Source organism: Agrobacterium sp. DKPNP3, from assembly GCF_052686535.1.
The window spans coordinates 1-17,852 of the sequence record NZ_JBQYSN010000046.1; the positions used below are offsets into that span (position 1 = coordinate 1).

The 17,852-nt window shown below is 59.2% G+C and carries 18 protein-coding genes; 10 read left to right on the plus strand and 8 right to left on the minus strand.

Going from position 1 to position 17,852, the window contains the following annotated elements; all coding sequences use genetic code 11:
• Nucleotides 1-130 (plus strand): 3-deoxy-7-phosphoheptulonate synthase (locus tag ACUTJJ_RS13950; protein WP_445542567.1); only part of this gene is annotated, 130 nt, incomplete at its 5' end.
• Nucleotides 131-203: 73 nt separating this feature from the next.
• Here the strand turns inward: ACUTJJ_RS13950 and ACUTJJ_RS13955 are convergent.
• From ACUTJJ_RS13955 to ACUTJJ_RS13980, 6 genes are all read right to left on the minus strand, one after another.
• Nucleotides 204-1,943 (minus strand): TadG family pilus assembly protein, encoded by a 1,740-nt coding sequence (locus tag ACUTJJ_RS13955; protein WP_445542548.1) that lies wholly within the window; start codon nt 1,941-1,943, stop codon nt 204-206.
• 1 nt (nt 1,944) lies between these two features.
• Nucleotides 1,945-2,367, minus strand: a complete 423-nt coding sequence (locus ACUTJJ_RS13960; protein WP_063948914.1) for a TadE/TadG family type IV pilus assembly protein — start codon at nt 2,365-2,367, stop codon at nt 1,945-1,947.
• Nucleotides 2,368-2,505: 138 nt separating this feature from the next.
• Nucleotides 2,506-3,348, minus strand: coding sequence for a RadC family protein (gene radC, locus ACUTJJ_RS13965; RefSeq protein ID WP_445542549.1), 843 nt, complete (start codon nt 3,346-3,348; stop codon nt 2,506-2,508).
• 13 nt (nt 3,349-3,361) lie between these two features.
• A complete protein-coding gene (gene map, locus ACUTJJ_RS13970) occupies nt 3,362-4,195 on the minus strand; it encodes a type I methionyl aminopeptidase (protein WP_445542568.1) in 834 nt (277 codons plus the stop codon).
• Nucleotides 4,196-4,226: 31 nt separating this feature from the next.
• On the minus strand, nt 4,227-4,946 hold the full coding sequence (gene sfsA, locus ACUTJJ_RS13975; RefSeq protein WP_445542550.1) for a DNA/RNA nuclease SfsA: 720 nt from the start codon (nt 4,944-4,946) through the stop codon (nt 4,227-4,229).
• A 31-nt stretch (nt 4,947-4,977) separates the two neighbouring features.
• On the minus strand, nt 4,978-6,837 hold the full coding sequence (locus ACUTJJ_RS13980; RefSeq protein WP_445542551.1) for a PHA/PHB synthase family protein: 1,860 nt from the start codon (nt 6,835-6,837) through the stop codon (nt 4,978-4,980).
• A gap of 138 nt (nt 6,838-6,975) precedes the next feature.
• Here ACUTJJ_RS13980 and ACUTJJ_RS13985 point away from each other — a divergent pair, with 138 nt between their 5' ends.
• On the plus strand, nt 6,976-7,398 hold the full coding sequence (locus ACUTJJ_RS13985; RefSeq protein ID WP_296070299.1) for a hypothetical protein: 423 nt from the start codon (nt 6,976-6,978) through the stop codon (nt 7,396-7,398).
• Nucleotides 7,399-7,909: 511 nt separating this feature from the next.
• On the opposite strand, the gene fnrN is transcribed toward ACUTJJ_RS13985, so the two are convergent.
• Nucleotides 7,910-8,635 carry a transcriptional regulator FnrN gene (fnrN, locus tag ACUTJJ_RS13990; RefSeq protein ID WP_063948920.1) on the minus strand — a complete coding sequence of 242 codons (726 nt, stop codon included), beginning with the start codon at nt 8,633-8,635 and terminating at the stop codon, nt 7,910-7,912.
• A gap of 212 nt (nt 8,636-8,847) precedes the next feature.
• Here fnrN and hemN point away from each other — a divergent pair, with 212 nt between their 5' ends.
• The 8 genes from hemN (at nt 8,848) to ACUTJJ_RS14030 (ending at nt 16,925) form a co-directional block, all read left to right on the plus strand.
• A complete protein-coding gene (gene hemN / locus ACUTJJ_RS13995; RefSeq protein ID WP_445542552.1) occupies nt 8,848-10,197 on the plus strand; it encodes an oxygen-independent coproporphyrinogen III oxidase in 1,350 nt (449 codons plus the stop codon).
• Between the two features lie 114 nt (nt 10,198-10,311).
• Nucleotides 10,312-10,596: an acyl carrier protein gene (locus tag ACUTJJ_RS14000; protein WP_003495848.1), complete on the plus strand. Its 285-nt coding sequence runs from the start codon at nt 10,312-10,314 to the stop codon at nt 10,594-10,596.
• 85 nt (nt 10,597-10,681) lie between these two features.
• Nucleotides 10,682-11,161, plus strand: a complete 480-nt coding sequence (locus ACUTJJ_RS14005; protein WP_445542553.1) for a beta-hydroxyacyl-ACP dehydratase — start codon at nt 10,682-10,684, stop codon at nt 11,159-11,161.
• Nucleotides 11,162-11,368: 207 nt separating this feature from the next.
• The gene (locus ACUTJJ_RS14010) at nt 11,369-12,565 is read left to right on the plus strand and encodes a beta-ketoacyl-ACP synthase (RefSeq protein WP_144574162.1); all 1,197 of its coding nucleotides are present in this window, start codon (nt 11,369-11,371) and stop codon (nt 12,563-12,565) included.
• Between the two features lie 12 nt (nt 12,566-12,577).
• On the plus strand, nt 12,578-13,858 hold the full coding sequence (locus ACUTJJ_RS14015; RefSeq protein WP_063948924.1) for a beta-ketoacyl-ACP synthase: 1,281 nt from the start codon (nt 12,578-12,580) through the stop codon (nt 13,856-13,858).
• Between the two features lie 140 nt (nt 13,859-13,998).
• Nucleotides 13,999-15,027, plus strand: coding sequence for a zinc-binding dehydrogenase (locus tag ACUTJJ_RS14020; protein ID WP_445542554.1), 1,029 nt, complete (start codon nt 13,999-14,001; stop codon nt 15,025-15,027).
• A 5-nt stretch (nt 15,028-15,032) separates the two neighbouring features.
• Nucleotides 15,033-15,962, plus strand: coding sequence for a lipid A biosynthesis lauroyl acyltransferase (locus ACUTJJ_RS14025; RefSeq protein WP_445542555.1), 930 nt, complete (start codon nt 15,033-15,035; stop codon nt 15,960-15,962).
• Between the two features lie 267 nt (nt 15,963-16,229).
• Entirely contained in the window at nt 16,230-16,925 is a 696-nt protein-coding gene (locus tag ACUTJJ_RS14030; protein ID WP_063948927.1) for a hypothetical protein, read from the plus strand.
• Nucleotides 16,926-16,977: 52 nt separating this feature from the next.
• Here the strand turns inward: ACUTJJ_RS14030 and ACUTJJ_RS14035 are convergent, their stop codons facing one another.
• The gene (locus ACUTJJ_RS14035) at nt 16,978-17,781 is read right to left on the minus strand and encodes a TSUP family transporter (RefSeq protein ID WP_445542556.1); all 804 of its coding nucleotides are present in this window, start codon (nt 17,779-17,781) and stop codon (nt 16,978-16,980) included.
• Between the last annotated feature and the right edge of the window lie 71 nt (nt 17,782-17,852).

Below are 17,852 nucleotides of genomic sequence, written 5' to 3' on the forward strand. Positions count from 1 at the left end.
GTCCGACCGTTACCACACCCATTGCGATCCGCGCCTCAACGCTGATCAGGCGCTGGAACTGGCATTCCTGCTGTCCGAGCGCATGAAGAGCGGTCGCGACGAAAAGCGTCTGGCGATTGCCAACGCCTGATCGGGGCGATTAACGTATAAAACAAAAAAGCCGCCGGGAGACCCTCCGGCGGCTTTTTCGTGCGTGGTGTTGATTATTGCACCAGCGCGGGCTGCTGGCAGCGGACATCCGTGACCCGCACATCGGCTTCGCCGATCTTGACGCCGAGGACGAGGAGCACGTTGTAGAGCAGCTGGTCCACCGGCGCGGTGACTGTCGCGAGCGTGTTGGCCAGCGCCGACTGGACGCCTGCGAGCCCCCCCAGATCAAGATTGATGAAGAGAAGCCTGATATCGAGATTGAGATTCTTCAGAAGCGAACTGACAAGCGTCGTGACAGTGTCCTTGGTCGAGACGCTCTTGATCTTGGCTTGCGTAATATCCGACTGGGTGAAGGTGAGTTTTGTCTTCGTCATGTTGGTGGCGTTGATGAGGGCGCTGCCATTGATGGCGAGCAGCGTCGAATCCACGATCGCCGCTTTCGTCACGCGCGGGTCCCTGCCGAAATTGGCAAAGGCCGTGGTATCGACATTGCCGAGCGCGATTTCCGCAACGCCGGGAACGACTTCGACATCCACGGTGCCCTGTCCGCCGCCTGTGCATCTGATATCGGCAAGCCGTGCTTCGGCATGGGCGACTTCTACATAAAGCGGAAGATTGATTTTGAGGCCGGCAAGGGTCTGAAGGCCATCGACCACGACATTGACTGCGAGCCGCGTCTGCGCCGTGCGCACGATGGTGCCCTGGCCGCCAACGGCGAGCGACGGCGTTTCGACGGGCGGTTCGCCAATGGCGAGCGTTGCCTTGACGGAGGCGAGCCCGAGCAGATTGGCATTGAGATTGAGGCCAAGCTGTTTGCCGCCATTACCGGCAACAGCTGCGGCGTTGATGAGATCAAAGACGCCCGCGGTGACTTTCAGGTTTTCGCCGGTTCCAATCAGCTTGTCGGAGAGGGGGCCGAGATTGAGGATTTCCTCGAGCTTGATCTTGACGTTGCTTTTGTTGACGGTCTTCTGGAGCGTGTTCAAGACGGTAACGACGGCCGGTTGCAGGCCCGTGGTTTTCGTCAGCACTTCCAGAAATTTGCCGTAGCTGATCTCTGTCTGCAGAACGTCCTTATAGGTGCCGGCGGTCAGGTTAAGATCGATGGCCAGCGCCTCGACGATCTTCAGCGCATTGACATCGGCCGCGACAAGCGCCTGATAGTCCATGAGTTTCAGCGACACGGTCGTGCCGAGAAGGCCGCCAAGCAGGCTGTTGAGGATGCCCTCATCCAGACTGGCGAGGCGCGATCCCACCGAAAACGCGGCGATCTTCTGTGACGAGGCGGTGCCGACTGCGGAGACCTTCGGCGGCGTTGTGAAGGCGGAGGCAAAGAATATCTGCCCCTGTTCGACGATGTTCACCTTGATCGCGTTGGTGGGGAGCGCATTATCGACGAAACGCTGGCCCACCGGCACGGTCGCATCCGGCTCGTAGTGACCTTTGATGACCTCCGCATAGCCCTTGCTGGTCGCGAACTCATTGAGCGGATCGAAGGGTTGCAGCCCCTCGGCGGTCAGCAGCCCCTTATCCGTCTTGACGCCGAGGTCCATGCCATTGAGGGCGAAATATTGCTGGACTGCTTTTTCCGGATCGGCAGCGTTTGCCGCCCCGGAAATTGCCGCGAGATCGGCTGTCTGCTGCAATTGCCGTTTCTGCAATGTGAGGTTACCGTAATCGACACCCAGCGCCAGAATACCGATGAAAAGCGGTGCGGTGAGCCCGGCGGAAATGGCGATATTGCCGCTCTTATCCTTCAGGAAGCGGGGGAGCAGGGAATGAAGATGTCGCATGTCATGCTCCTCCGATCCGGATGGTTGAAAAGCGCCGGATGACCGGCTCGGGCAGGGTGTAGCTGTAGAGGCTCCAGATCGGCAGGTTGCTGGCGTCGTATTCCACTTTCACCGTAAACTGGTTCGCATTGGCAGGATCGGTGGCGACATTTACGGTGAAGCGGGTCTTGTCCATGAAAGCGTAGCTGAGGTCGCTTTTGGTTACGAAGTCGCGAGCCAGTTGCTGGCGTTCGGTCGTGTTGAGGCCGGCGACGGCTGTTCGAGCCGCGTCGGCTGCAATCTGCTGAACCGAATAGGCCGCCATGAGGTAAATACCGTAGGCGATCATGGTGAGCAGGACGAGAAAGAAGATCGGAGCAACAATGGCGAACTCGACGGCAGATGAGCCGGCTCTGTCGCGAAGGAAACGCACTGCATTACGCATAAAGCACCCCCGTTCCTAAAGGCACCCAAGGTTCGATGCCTTGTTTTATTATTTTCGGAAATGCTAATTTATAGGCGTTAATTTTTTGTTGATGCCGCCCTTATGGGTTGCAGGACATCTTAAACATTCGCGTCCGCTTCAGATCAGTCGGAGACCCTTGAAGCTGGCATGGCCGTCCTTGCCAATGATGATATGGTCGTGGACAGTGATGCCAAGCGGCTTTGCCGTCTCGATAATGGTTTTGGTCATCTCGATATCCGCACGCGAAGGGGTTGGATCCCCACTGGGATGATTATGAATTAAAATCAACGCTGTAGATGAAAGTTCAAGCGCCCGGCGAACGATTTCGCGCGGGTAGACCGGCGTGTGGTCCACGGTTCCCTGTCCCTGAACTTCGTCGGCAATCAGGACATTTCGCTTGTCGAGGAAGAGAATGCGGAATTGTTCCCGCGTCTCGTAGGCCATGGCGGCATGGCAATAGTCGATGACCGACGACCACGAGCCGAGAACCTGCTTGTTGCGGATTTCGCTTTTCAGCATGCGTTGGGAGACGGAGGCGACAAGCTTCAGGTCGAGCGCGACGGCCTCACCCACGCCCTTCACCTCCTGCAACAGGGCCACCGGCGCCCCGAGCACGCCGCCGAGAGTGCCAAACCGGGCAAGCAGCGCCTTTGCGATGGGTTTTGTATCGCGCCTCGGGATCAGCCGGAACAACAGAAGCTCCAGCAATTCATAATCGGCCAGCGCTGCATCCCCGCCATCGCGGTAGCGCGCCCGCAACCGGTCCCGGTGACCGTGATAGTGAGCGGCATCCGCTTCGTGTTCCGTAGCGGCTGCGGCCCGCGCGGCGTTCTTCGGTGCGCTTCGCGGTTCGGCAAAAAAGCCGCGCTCGTCTGCCCCTTCGAAAAGGTCGCCTTCGCCCGCCTCGAAGCCTGACGTCGGAGAAAGATCGGCGGAAGGCGGGGCGGGGCGTTTTGCCATGGATGGTGTGGCCTTAAGCGAGTGGCGGCAGGCCCGGGCGATCAAGGCCGCCCGGCGACAGCGTGAAAATTTCACAGCCGGTGGCGGTGACGCCGACGGCATGTTCGTATTGCGCGGAAAGCGACCGGTCGCGAGTGACCGCCGTCCAGCCATCGGAAAGCACCTTCACATGCGGCTTGCCGAGATTGATCATCGGCTCGATGGTGAAAATCATGCCTTCGCGAATTTCCGGGCCTTCCTCGGGGTGGCCGTAATGCAGGATGTTCGGTGTATCGTGGAACAGGCGTCCGACGCCATGGCCGCAGAAATCACGCACGACAGAGCAGCGCTCAGCTTCCGCATAGGCCTGGATCGCGGCGCCGATTGCCCCGGTTCGCGCACCGGGCTCGACTGCCGCAATGCCGCGCATCAGGCATTCATAAGTTACTTCCATCAGACGTTCGGCGGCGCGTTTGATCTGGCCGACAGGATACATGCGGCTTGAATCGCCATGCCAGCCGTCAAGCACGTAGGTCACGTCGATATTGACGATATCGCCCTCGCGCAGCGGCTTTTCGTCTGGAATGCCGTGGCAGACCACATGGTTGATCGAGGTGCAGACGGACTTCGTATAACCGCGATAATTGAGCGTCGCCGGCAACGCGCCATGATCAGCGCCGAATTCGAAGACGAAACGGTCGATGGCGTCGGTCGTCACACCCGGCTTGACGATGGCCGCCAGCTCATCGAGGCAACGCGCTGTCAGCTGGCACGCCTTGCGCATGCCATCGAAATCCTCAGGCGTATAAAGGCGGATGACGCCCGTATTCTTGAGGGGGGCGGAGGCTGCGTCGATATAGGTGACCATCATAGTGCTTTCTGTCTCTTCACGTCCCTGTTCATAAAACAGCCGGACGCCATTCGTCCATCTTAACCGTTCCGCTGACCGAAATTTGTGTCGGCGAGACCGCGCATTTCACCGCATAGGCTTCCACCCCGCGCGCCATTGCCCGTGCGAAAGCCAGCGCATAGACCGGATCGAGATCGTCGCAGATGCGCATGCGGTCGCAATCGTCGCGCTGGATGAGATAGAGCATCACCGCACGGTGACCAAGTTCCACGGCGTCACCCAACTCCTCCAGATGTTTGGCGCCGCGTTTGGTTGCGGTATCGGGGAACTCGGCAAGGCCCTTTTCGCGCATGAAATGCACGTTCTTGACCTCCACATAGGCGTCCGGCCGGCCGGGGTCGGATAGCAGGAAATCGATGCGAGAGTTGCGGCCGTATTTCTGTTCGCGCCGGATCGTCGAATAACCCCCAAGTTCCGGGATGCGGCCGTTGATTATGGCTTCTTCCGCCAGCCGGTTTGGCATGCCGGTGTTGATGCCGACGACGGTGTCATCGGCCTCGACCATTTCCAGCATGTGGCGATATTTGCGGGTGGGACTGTCGTGCTGAGATAGCCAGATGCGGGACCCTGGCGTCGTCAACCCGCGCATGGAGCCGGTATTGGGGCAGGAGCCGGTGATCTCAGTGCCGTCCTCCAGAACGGCATCGAAGAGGAAGCGCTTGTAGCGGGAAATCAGCGTCGCTGGAATGAGCGGGGGTGTGAAGAACATCGTGCCAGAAGGATCAGGTGAAGGGCAGGGGTCAGGACAGGACGTAGATCCCCGGCGCATTGCCGAGCACCGGGCGCTTGCCATCCCCGGGTTTGCGGGCATTTACCTTTTCGGTGTCCTGGCTCTCGATCCATTTCTGCCAGTGGACCCACCAGGAACCCTTATGTGGCGTGGCGGCGGCCTGCCAGGCTTCGAAGTCTCCGGATGGTGACGGGCCAGTCCAATACTCATATTTTTCAAGCTGGGGCGGATTGACGACGCCGGCGATGTGGCCGGAAGCACCAAGCACGAATTCCACCGGCCCGCCGAACAGGGCAGCACCCGCAAAGACCGATTTCGCAGGCGCTATATGGTCGTCGCGGGTCGCGAGATCGTACACCGGTATTGTGATATCGCCGAGATTGATGCGCTTGCCGCCAACGCGCATCAGCCCGCGGGCCAGATTGTTTTCGAGATAACAATTGCGCAGGTAGAATGAGTGGCAGGCGGCGGTCACCCGGGTCGAATCGGAGTTCCAGTAGAGCAGGTCGAAGGGCATCGGTTCCGTTCCGCGCAGGTAATTATCGACCACATAGGGCCAGATAAGATCGGAGGCGCGCAGCATGTTGAAAACGGTGGCCATGATCGAGCCGTCGAGATAACCGACTGCCTGCATATGTTTGTCCAGCGCCGTCAGCTGGCCGTCATCGATAAAAACCTTGAGATCCCCAGCGTGGATGAAATCGGTCTGGGCAGCGAGAAGCGTGGCGCTGCGAATGCGCTCCTCGCCGTCCTGCGCGTGAAGCGCCAGCGCCGAGGCCAGAAGCGTGCCGCCGACACAATACCCGATGGCGTTGATTTCCTTTTCGCCGGTCTCCGCCTCGATGGTCTCCAGCGCGAAACCGATGCCCTCGCTGACGTAATCGTCCCAGCTCTTTTGCGCGAGGGTCGCATCCGGGTTCACCCAGGAGACCATGAAGACGCTGTGGCCCTGTTCGAGGCACCAGCCGACAAAGGACTTTTGCGGGTTGAGATCGAGAATGTAGAATTTGTTGATCCAGGGCGGCACCATCAGCAAGGGACGTTTGAAGACCTTGTCGGTGGTCGGCTCGTAATGGATGATTTCGCAGAGCGGGCTTCTCGCCACGACCTTGCCTGGCGTGACGGCAATGTTCTGTCCGATGACGAATTTGCTGTAATCGGTCTGGCGCAGCTTCAGGTGGCCATTGCCGGCCGCCACATCCTCCGCCAGTTGCGCCATGCCCTTGACGAGGTTCGCGCCGCTGGAGGCGACCGTCTCACGGAAGACCTGCGGATTTGTGAAGACAAAATTGGCGGGCGAAAGCGCTTCGGTGACCTGCCGCATGTAAAACTGCGCCTTGGTCCGGGTATGGTCGTCCAGTCCGTCTGCTTCCGTCACCATCCGGTCGGCAAAACCGACCGTCGTCTCGTAAGCTTTGAGCAGAAAATCGAAGAACGGATTAGCCTGCCAGTCAGCATCGGCGAAACGCTTGTGTCTGCGCTGTGCAGGACCGCTTTCGACCCTATTGTCCGGGGCCGAATCGGCCTCGCCGGAAAATTGCGCGACCGATTTCGCCCAAAGATCGTAATAGCTGGAAAGCAGGTGGGTCTGCGCCTCGAGCGACCGTTTCGGTTCCGCCATCCAATATTCGGCGACATCTGACAGCGTCTTCACCAGATCGGTCACGGGATCGGCCGTTGTCTTGGGGATATCGCCACGCTCGCGCGGAGCCAGCCATTCGGAGGCGGCCTTGCCGAGGTTTTCGAGCGCACGGGCGATGTTGAGTGCGAAGGCTTCGGGGTCGCGGATCAGGTAGGCTTCGGCGGATGTGGCGTCGAAGCCGGGCGTTTCGCCACCCTTTTTCTCAGCCCCGCCGTCAACACCTGCCATGCACCATCCTCCGCCAAATTTGTGTTTGCACATTCTGCATGAAAACGAATACAAGTTCCACCAGCAAGGGGAGGCCGCAACAGGCCAACCGCGGTCGAATTCGATATCGGCAGATATCCTTACAGGCGGAACATGACGATGGGCAAGCATATGCGCACATTCGGACCAAATGCGGAAAATGCCGCGAGAATCGCTGTGCTTTCGCTTTCCGGCGCGATGCTTGTGACCGCGCTTGCTGCCTGCAAGGCTCCCGAGCCGATCGTCGCACCCGCCCATATGCGCCGCCCCGCGACCGAAATCGTCGGCCCACGCCCGGTCAGCGACACGGCGGTCAGCCAGAAGCGGGACACCGGCACCTATCCGACCTTTTCCCAGCCGCTGACGGCGGCGGGCAGCCAGATGGGCGACGACGAGGCCTCCAAGATGGAAACGAGTCTCACACGTCTCGGCACCGCGCGCCGCAACGGCCAGATTTCCGAAGCCGAATATAAGCGCCGGGTGGCCGAGTTGCGGGCGCTCGCCGAAAACCAGAAGCCGGTCGAGACGCCTGCGTCGCAGTGAGATCATGTCGCGCGGTTTGCGCGATATAAGTCTTGAGATGGAGCGAGCTCATGCCTCTTGTCTCTTCTCCCCCCGCCGGGGAGAAGTCCGCGGCAGCGGAAAGAGGGGGCAAGCTCTCAGAAATCCTGCACCGTGCCCCTCTTTTCATCCGACCCTTCGGACCACCTTCTCCCCGGCGGGGAGAAGACACTCGCGGCGGTGCCGAGTTCTCCCGACAATCGCATTTGTGGGCTGAGCGTCACGCGGGCATGACAACATAACCCATTCTTTACCCTGCCTTTGAACCAACTGCTTACTGAAGATGTTAAGCCGATGGAGGCGTTTTCCGCTTAGGATGCAGCCATAACAAACAGACCGCTGAAAAAGCGGGGCACAGGGTGAAACATCATGAAATTCATTGCCGCGTTGCTGGTTCTTGCCGGTTTCTCGCTTGCACCCGCCCAGGCGCGAGCGCCTCACATCGATTTTGGAACATCCGCGCCTCAGGGGCGATGATCGAGAGGCGCGACGGTCAGTCGTTGCCGGCGGCTTCGCTCAGAGCATTGAGATCAGGCACTGTGATGTGGCGGTTGTTCTCGATACGGATAATGCCTTCCTTACGCAGCTTGGTCATCTGCCGGCTAACGGTTTCGATGGTGAGGCCAAGGAAATCGGCTATATCGGCGCGGGAAAGCGGCAGGTCGAAGCAGGATTTGTCGTCGTTTTCCGGGTCGATATGGGTGGCGATCATGTAAAGGAAGCTGGCAACCTTCTCCTGCGCCGATTTGCGCCCCAGTGTCAGCATCCAGTCGCGTGCCTCATCCAGCTCCTTCAGCGACTGGGTGTGGAGCTTGCGTTCCATATCAGGCACTTCGGAGACCATGCGGTCAACGACGCGGCGGGGAAAAAGGCAAATCTCCACATCGGTTGCCGCTTCCGCCGTCATCTTGCTTTCCGCCATGAAGGGGCGGCCGAGAAAATCGGGGGCAAATTGCAGGCCGACGATCTGCTGGCGGCCATCCGACATCATTTTCGAAAGCTTCACGACGCCGTTCAGGATGTTGCCGTAGGAGGTGACCAGTTCACCCTGCCCAAGAAGCTCATTGCCGGCTTCCAGCTTTTTGCGGCTGGAATGGCGGTTGAGGTCGCAAAGCTGCTGGGGTGTCAGCGTGCTGCAAAGACCGCCGTGGCGCGCCTCGCAGGAGCGGCAAACGACGGGCTCTTCCGAATTGTGGATGGTCTTCTGCAGCGTGTCCATAAGCCTGTTCCAATGCTGGCTTTGCGGGACGATTGCGACCGCTGATATCGGCCGCGGTCTTCATAAAGAGCTTCGCGCTGTAGCCGTCGTCCCCGCGTCTACTTTAGGGAGAACTTATGGCGCAATTTGATTGAAGTCAAAGTTGCAAACTGTCGCAGCCGGTATTGAAAGAGGGGAAATCGACAATTTCTTGATAAAAGGCAAATCGGGTGATGAGTACCGCGCTTCTTTCCAAATATTCCGGGCCCGTTCCGCGTTACACCAGCTACCCGACCGCCCCGCATTTCCATGAGGGAATCGATGATGTTGTTTATCGCGGCTGGCTCGGTGCGCTCACCCACAGGAATCGCCTCTCGCTTTACCTGCATATTCCCTATTGCGACAGGCTGTGCTGGTTCTGTGCCTGCCATACCAAGCACACGCTGAAATACGAGCCGATTGCTATTTATCTTGAAGCACTTAAGCAGGAGATTGCTGCGGTCGGCGCGCTTGTTTCGCCCGATGCTGTGGTGGGTGCCGTGCATTTCGGCGGCGGCTCGCCCACCATGCTTGACCCTGAAGACATGCAGGACCTGATGGACTGTCTGCGGCGTCACTTCACTTTCGGGCTCGCACCGGAAATCAGCGTCGAGATGGATCCCAACGATCTGGACGACAGCCGCTATGACGCGCTTGCCGAAATAGGCATGTCGCGGGCGAGCCTCGGAGTGCAGGATTTTGATGACAAAGTGCAAAAAACCATCAATCGGATCCAGTCCTTCGAGCAGACGAAATCCGTGGTGGACGCCGTGCGGGCGAGGGGCGTGCGTTCGGTCAATTGCGACATTCTTTATGGATTGCCGTTTCAGACCTGCGAGACACTGAAAACAACTGTCGATCAAATCATATCGCTCGACCCCGATCGTATCGCGCTTTTCGGCTATGCCCATGTGCCGTGGATGAAGAAACACCAGTCTCTTATCCCGGAACATGCCCTGCCTGACATTGCCGAACGTTACCGCCAGATGACCATGGCGGGCGAGATGCTCCAGCGCGCCGGTTACAGGCAGATCGGGCTCGATCATTTCGCCAAGCCTTCCGATACCCTGTGCAAGGCGGCAGAAGCTGGGGCTTTGCGGCGGAATTTCCAGGGCTATACCACCGATACTGCCGATGCGCTGATCGGACTTGGCGCATCCTCCATCGGCCGCCTGCCGCAGGGCTATGTGCAGAACATGGTGGCGACGGCCGAATATCAGCGCATGGTTGGCAAGGGCGGCCTGGCCGCCGTCAAGGGGATCGAACTGTCGCCTGACGATCATCTTCGCTCGCACGTGATCGAAAGGCTGATGTGCGACTTCTCCATCGATCTCTCTGACTTGCAGCGCCGTTTCGGCAAGGTGAGCCAAGCCGTGAGGGATGAAGCGCAGCAATTTGCCGCTGGCGACAGGGACGGCATTGTGCGTCTGGATGCCGGTATTTTTGCCGTAACCGAGGCTGGAAAGCCATTCGTGCGTAACATCGCGGCAATCTTTGACAGCTATCTCGGCAATGGAAGGGGCCGGCATTCGGTTGCTGTTTAGGCAACAGTTTCAGGGCAAATTTCAAACTTGCGTCACGAAACCATTGGCTTTTTTGCGCGACTTGCCTATGTGGTGCGTCAGACAGAATAATTCAGACGAACGACAATAAGGATTATGGGCGTGACAGCTACATTCGACAAGGTTGCCGACATTATCGCCGAAACCAGCGAAATCGACCGCGAAACCATTACGCCGGAGAGCCACACGATCGACGATCTGGGCATCGACAGCCTCGACTTTCTTGATATCGTTTTTGCGATCGACAAGGAATTCGGCATCAAGATTCCGCTCGAGCAGTGGACGCAGGAAGTCAACGAAGGCAAGGTTTCCACGGAAGAATACTTCGTGCTGAAGAACCTCTGCGCCAAGATCGACGAATTGCGCGCGGCCAAGGGCTGAGACGAAGATGCCCGCGTCGAGCGGGCATTTCTTTTTAAAGCTCGCCGTCATGGCGGGTTAAACCGACCAGAGACGGGCCGGACGGATGCTGCTTGAATATTTTCAGATGATCGACAAGGTTGAAGCCGTGGACATGGCGACGCGCACGTTGAAAGCGCGGTCTGTCGTACCTGAAAACAGCCCTGTTTTCGAAGGCCACTTTCCCGGCATGCCACTGGTTCCGGGTGTGCTTCTGATCGAGACTATGGCACAGGCCTCCGGCATGATGGTTCTGGCGTTTTCCGACTTTGCCTCCATGCCGTTCCTGATGTCGGTCGATAGCGCCAAGATGCGCACCTTCGTGGAGCCCGGCGCTATTCTGGATATCGAAGCGGTGCTTGAGCATGACGGTTCAGGCTTTGCGGTGACCAAGGCCAAGATCACCTCTGCCGGCAAGAAGGTCTGCGACGCGCAGCTGAAATTGCGCACCATGCCCTTCAGCGAAATACCGCTCGGGCCAATCGTCAAGAAGCGGGCCGAGGAAGTCGGCCTGATGGCGGCGATCGCCGCGGATGCGCAGAAGTAAATTTTTTTAATCGTTTCCAAGGAGAGCGTTTTTCCCGTCGGCCCGTTTCTGGCGCATGAAAATCGTGGGTTCGCGACGACGGAGCGGGCCTTCGCCATTGCCAATCTGCGTCGCGCGCTTTATTCCGCAACGCATGACGTGGTTGTTCACAACCGCTGTGGATAGCCGTGACCGCCTCACGGGGCCGGCTGCAAAGGATGACAGACGATGAAATCTGACAATGATGTGGTGATAACAGGGGTCGGCATCGTGACCTGTCACGGCGTTGGCAGCCAGGCGCATCTGGCGCTTCTTTCTGGAGCCGCCGCGCCGGAGCCGGTTGTCGAGACCGAAAAATTCAAGCCGTACCCCGTTCATCCCATGCCTGAGATCGACTGGTCGGCCCAGATCGCCAAGCGCGGCGACCAGCGCCAGATGGAAAACTGGCAGCGTCTCGGCGTTTTTGCCGCTGGTCTTGCGCTCGATGATGCCGGCCTGAAGGAAAACGCCGAAGCCTGCGCCACCATGGATATGATCGTTGCTGCGGGCGGCGGCGAGCGCGACATCAATGTCGACACGCTGATCGTCGACGAGGCTTTGAAGCGCAACGACCGCGAAAAACTGCTGAACGAAAAGCTGACGACCGAACTGCGCCCGACGCTGTTTCTCGCCCAGCTTTCCAACCTGATGGCCGGCAATATCTCCATCGTGCACAAGGTCACCGGGTCGTCCCGCACCTTCATGGGCGAAGAAGCGGCCGGGATTTCCGCCGTCGAAACCGCATTTCATCGCATTCGTTCAGGCGAATCGAGCCACGCTCTCGTGGGCGGCGCCTTCTCCGCCGAACGTCCCGATATGATCCTGCTGTTCGAAGCCATCGGCGCGCATGCGCAGGGCGAGTGGCAGCCCCTGTGGTCGCGCGAAGGGCATGAAGGCGGCGGCATGATCTCCGGCTCGCTCGGAGCCTTCCTGGTTCTTGAATCGCGCAAACATGCCAGTGAGCGCGGCGCGCGCATCTATGCCCGCATCGACGCCATCGAGGGTGATCGCGGCAGCCGCGACGACGGCAAGATGGAAAAGCGCATGGAGCGCCTGCTTGCGCCCGCAACGGACAGCGCCGCGACCGTGGTATTTTCCGGCGCCAGTGGCCTCGACGACGTAACGGCGCGTGAGAAGCACATTCTCGAGAAAACTTTGCCGAAGGCCGCCATTCGTGGTTTCGGTGGTGTCACCGGTCATGGACTCGAGGCGCAGTTTCCGCTCGGGCTCGCACTGGCGGCGCTGACGCTTGAAAGCGGTGCCAAGGTTCCTACCTTCGACGCAAATGCGGAAAAGCCAATGGGCGAGGCGGCGACCGAGGCTGTCGTCACCACCGTTGGCCATGTCCGTGGCGAAGGTGTCGCCGTTCTGTCCCGTGACGTGTGAGGAGAATAGACCATGACCAATTTTAAGGATCATCTCGGTCGCCCGATAGTCGCCGTCACCGGCATGGGCATCATCACCTCGCTCGGTCAGGGGCTTCAGGACAACTGGTCGGCGCTGACGTCAGGCAAGTCGGGCATCCACAAGATCACCCGTTTCCCGACCGAAGGGCTTTCAACCCGGATCAGCGGGACGGTGGATTTCATCGATATTCCGGTTCCGAATTCGGTCGAGCGCTCCTATGCCTTTGCCCGCGAAACCACCATAGAGGCGCTGGCTCAGGCTGGCATCTCCGGTGACTTCGACGGCCCGCTGTTTCTCGCGGCACCGCCGATCGAGCCGGAATGGAGCGCCCGTTTCGAACTGGCCGACCGGTCTCCGCCGGCCTCCCAGCCGGGTGACGCCTATGAGCGGTTCCTGACGGCCTTCCGTCAGCGTCCCGATCCGGCATTCCAGGAAGCAGCACTTTTCGGTGCGATTTCCGAACGCCTTTCCGACCGTTTCGGTACCCGCGGCCTGCCGGTCACGCTGTCGACCGCCTGTGCATCGGGCGCGACCGCGATCCAGCTTGGTGTCGAGGCCATTCGTCAGGGCCGCACCGAGCGGGCTTTGACGGTTGCGACCGATGGTTCCGTCAGTGCCGAAGCCCTGATCCGCTTCTCGCTTCTCTCGGCGCTTTCGACCCAGAACGATCCGCCGGAAAAGGCTTCCAAGCCGTTCAGCAAGGATCGCGATGGTTTCGTGATCGCCGAAGGGGCCGCAACGCTGGTGCTGGAATCCCTCGAAGCCGCCGTCGCTCGCGGCGCGAAGGTTCTCGGCATCATCAAGGGGGCAGGGGAAAAGGCTGACAGCTTCCACCGTACGCGCTCTTCGCCCGATGGCGGCCCGGCGATTGCGACGATCCGCGCGGCCCTGGCCGATGCGGGCGTGGCTGAAAGCGATATCGGCTATATCAACGCGCACGGCACCTCGACGCCTGAGAACGACAAGATGGAATATGGCTCGATGCTGGCCGTCTTCGGCGAAGGCCTGAAGAACATTCCGCTGTCGTCCAACAAGTCGATGATCGGCCATACACTGACCGCCGCGGGTGCTGTGGAAGCGGTGTTCTCGCTGCAGACCATGCTGACCGGCACCCTGCCGCCGACGATCAACTACAACAATCCCGATCCGACCATCACGCTCGACGTGGTGCCGAATGTGAAGCGGGATGCCGAGGTGGGTGCGGTTCTGTCGAACTCCTTCGGGTTTGGCGGGCAGAATGCCAGCCTTGTCATGACGCGGGAACCGGCTTAACCGGTTCGTTACAACAGGGGCGTTTCCGAACGACTTGCGGAAACGCGCCCGTTTCTTTGATTTCGCATTCCAGCTGCAAAACCGTTACAGAGTTTTGCTGGAATGATTTTAGATAACGCCTTCGGGCGAAGGACTGATATATGCGCGCTCTTCAACTCGTCGACGACCGGAAGCTCGAAAAAGTGGACCTGCCCGAACCGGACGCTCCGGGCCCGGGCGAGGTGACGCTGCGCGTCAAGGCCGTGGCGCTCAACCATATCGACGTGTGGGGCTGGCGCGGCATGGCTTTCGCCAAGCGCAAGATGCCGCTGACCATCGGTGCGGAAGCCTCCGGCGTGGTCGAGGCGATCGGTCCCGGCGTTTCGAATGTGCTGCCCGGTCAGCTGGTGTCGGTCTATGGCGCATGCACCTGCGGCCTGTGCAAGCCCTGCCGCGAAGGCCGTGACAATCTGTGCGAACATGTCCAGGGCGTCCACGGTTTCCATCTTGATGGTTTCGCGCAGGAAAAGATGAACATTCCAGCCCGCCAGCTCGTGCCAGCGCCGCATGGCATCGACGCGGTTGCCGCTGCCTTGGCACCGGTGACGTTCGGCACCGTCGAGCACATGCTGTTCGACAATGCCAAGCTAGAGCCGGGCGAAACCATTCTCATCCATGCCGGCGGTTCCGGCATCGGCACGGCGGCGATCCAGCTTGCCAAGAAGATGGGCTGCACCGTCATCACGACGGTCGGATCCGACGACAAGATCGAGCGGGCGAAGGCGCTCGGAGCCGATCATGTCATCAACTACCGGACCGACCGTTTCGAAGGCGTCGTGCGCAAGCTGACAAAAAAGAAGGGCGTCGATGTCGTGTTCGAGCACGTCGGCAAGGACACCTTCGTCGCCTCCATGTTCTCGCTGAAGCGCGGCGGCCGCCTGGTCACCTGCGGCTCCACCTCGGGCGTTTCGACCGAAATCAACCTGATGATGCTGTTCCAGCAGCAGCTGAAGCTGCTCGGCTCCTTCGGCTGCCGCATGGAAAACATGGCCAATGCCATGCAGAAGATGGCGCGCGGCATCGTTCATCCCGTCATCGATACCGAAGTCACCTTCGACGATATCGACCGGGCGCTGGAGCGCATGGAGACGCGCCAGGTCTTCGGCAAGATCGTGCTGCGGATGGACTGAACATCTTGAAGCTATTCCTGACACGGATTGTCCTGAAACTGGACCACTTCCGGCAGTGGCTGATTGCGACATTCGCCTTTGGCCTTCTCAATCTGCTGAAGCTTTTCCCCGCCGATGCGGGTATTCGCGCCGCCGACCGGCTGGCGCGCTTGGTGGGGCCGAAAACCGGCCGCCACAAGCTGATGCTTTACAATCTGGCCCGCGCTTTTCCGGAGAAATCCGAAGAGGAGCGGCTTGAGATCGCGATGGACAGCTGGGCTAATATGGGCCGGCTCGCGGCGGAATATGTGTTTCTCGACCGGCTGTTCGATTTCGATCCGGACAAGAACGAGCCTGGCCGCATCGAGGTTGAGGGCATCCCGACCTTCATGGAGCTACGCGACAATCCGCGGCCCTTTATCGTGTTTACAGCCCATAGTGGTAACTTTGAACTGTTGCCGGTTGCGGGTTCTGCTTTCGGCCTCAACGTAACGGTGCTGTTTCGTCCACCGAACAATCCGTTCGTCGCTGACAAGGTCTTCAACTTCCGCAAGGAGCGTATGGGCAATCTCGTGCCCTCGCATGCCGGTTCCTCCTTCGCGCTGGCCAGGCAGCTGGAAAAAGGCGGTGGCGTGGGTGTTCTTGTCGACCAGAAATTCGGCAAGGGTCTGACAACCAAGTTCTTTGGCCATGAGGTGCGGACCAACCCGCTTCTCGCAAAGCTCGTGCGTCAATTCAACTGCGATGTCTATCCCGCGCGGTGCGTGCGTCTGCCCGGCAATCGCTACCGGCTGGAGATCGAGCCGCGGGTCGACATTCCGCGCGACGACAAGGGAAATGTCGATATTCAGGCAACGGCGCAGCTTTTGAACGACAAGGTTGAAAGTTGGGTCCGCGAATATCCTGAACAATGGTTGTGGTATCACGACCGCTGGGATGTTAAGCACCGCATCTGACTGTTCTCGACGCGTTGTATTTTGCGCTTTTACAAGTTTCGGCGCAGTTTTTGCGGTTTTCAATCTTTTTTCATTTCAGCGGAACCTCATTTCTCGTTCATGGATTATCGAAATTGAAAAAATAGTCGTCGCTGTGATAATTTATTACAGTCCCGTGTCGTGGCGGCCTTTCGTTACGTCATTTTTAAGCGCGCAGGCGCTATAGCTCGGGGCAAGGGGCTCGTCGCGGTTCGTATTGGAGCCACTGCCCGTTCAGGGAGAGTTGGGTTGAAAGATTTGATTGAATTGTTCTGGCTGCGCTACACGGAACTGCAATCTGCCGTTGGTAAAAACGAGGCGGACAAGATTGCCGTGCTGGAGCGCGAGCTTGAACAGCTCCTCGAACGGGTTGTTGGACGCAAGACGGAAAACTCTGAAGACATCAGGGAACAGTTCCGCTTCGCCATCGATCTCCTCAACCATGAGGCGGAAGATCTGGGCTGCGTGCAGCGCAACTCCGAACTTCTGCGCACGCTGGTCGATCGTTACGTGGGTATGCCCTCCAAGGCAAAGGTCGTTGGCGACGAGGATGAAGACACGCTGGAGTGGCACCATCGCCACCTGATTCTCGACGAAGACATGCTGAACGATCTGGACGAGCCTGTTGTCATCGTGACGCCTGGTTACCGCGTCTCCTTCGCCAATTCTCTCGATGCCTTTCAGCGCAATGCGCCGGAGGGGCTCGTCGGTTGCCACATCGCCGAGCTTGTTGGCGTTCACCGGTTCCAGAACGACCTCAGAGAGAAACTCGATAATTGCTTCAAGGGCGACACGTCGAAATACACCTACGCGGAAGATCAGAACGGTCGGACCATCGTGAAGTCGCTTGAGATGTCGCCCTGCTATTCGTCTGCCTATAAACTCGTCGGTGCGATGGTGGTCATCCGCGAAATCGAAGATCGCAGACGCCGCGCCATGGCGTGAAGCCCGCGCGCGCCTCTGATGGCAACGGCAAGGCGCGCCGTTTCTATTCCGGCTAGTTCGGGAAGATGGTTTCCCATATAGTGGCGATCGACCATCCGGACGATGCGTCGATCAGAAGCTTCGTTGCCATGGCGAGGCAGGATGCCACCAGTAGCGGCCGGATAATTTTTGCCCCGTTCTTCATCGCGAATCGGGAACCGACCTGTGCGCCGATGAATTGGCCCACACCCATGGCAAGGCCCAGTTTCCACAAGACGGAGCCACCGATAGCAAAGACAATGAAGCCGCCGATGTTAGAGCCGAAATTCAGGAGCTTCGTATGGGCGGTGGCTTTCAGCATGCCAAAACCGGCAAGTGCGACGAAGGCGAGCATATAAAACGACCCAGCGCCCGGGCCGAAAACCCCATCATAAAAACCGATCAGCGGCGCGATCACCAGGCCGAAGACAAAAGGCGTGATGCGGCGATGGCTGTCGACGTCACTCATCTGCGGTTTTAGGGCGAAGTAAAGGGCGATGGCGATCAGCAGGAACGGCATGATCGTGCGCAGGACGCTCGAGGGCACGAAGCCGGCAGCGATCGCGCCCAGCGCCCCTCCCAGCATGGCCATCAGGGCCATCGGCAACTGCTCTCGCAGATTGACATGTCCCCGCCGCGCATAGGCTATCGTGGCGGAGGCAGAGCCGAACTGCGACTGCAGCTTGTTGGTGCCGAGCGTATCGAGTGGCGCAATTCCCATGATCAGCATGGCCGGAATGACGATGAGACCGCCGCCGCCGGCGATGGAATCGATAAAGCCGGCAAAGACGGCGACGCAGAAGAGGACGATGAAAACGTTGAGGGCGATGTCTTGCACTTGATGTGTCCGGGCAGGCGGAGGAAGAGGGCTTCTTCTTTCACCGAAAGGCCAAGCGCGCAATCTCTTTC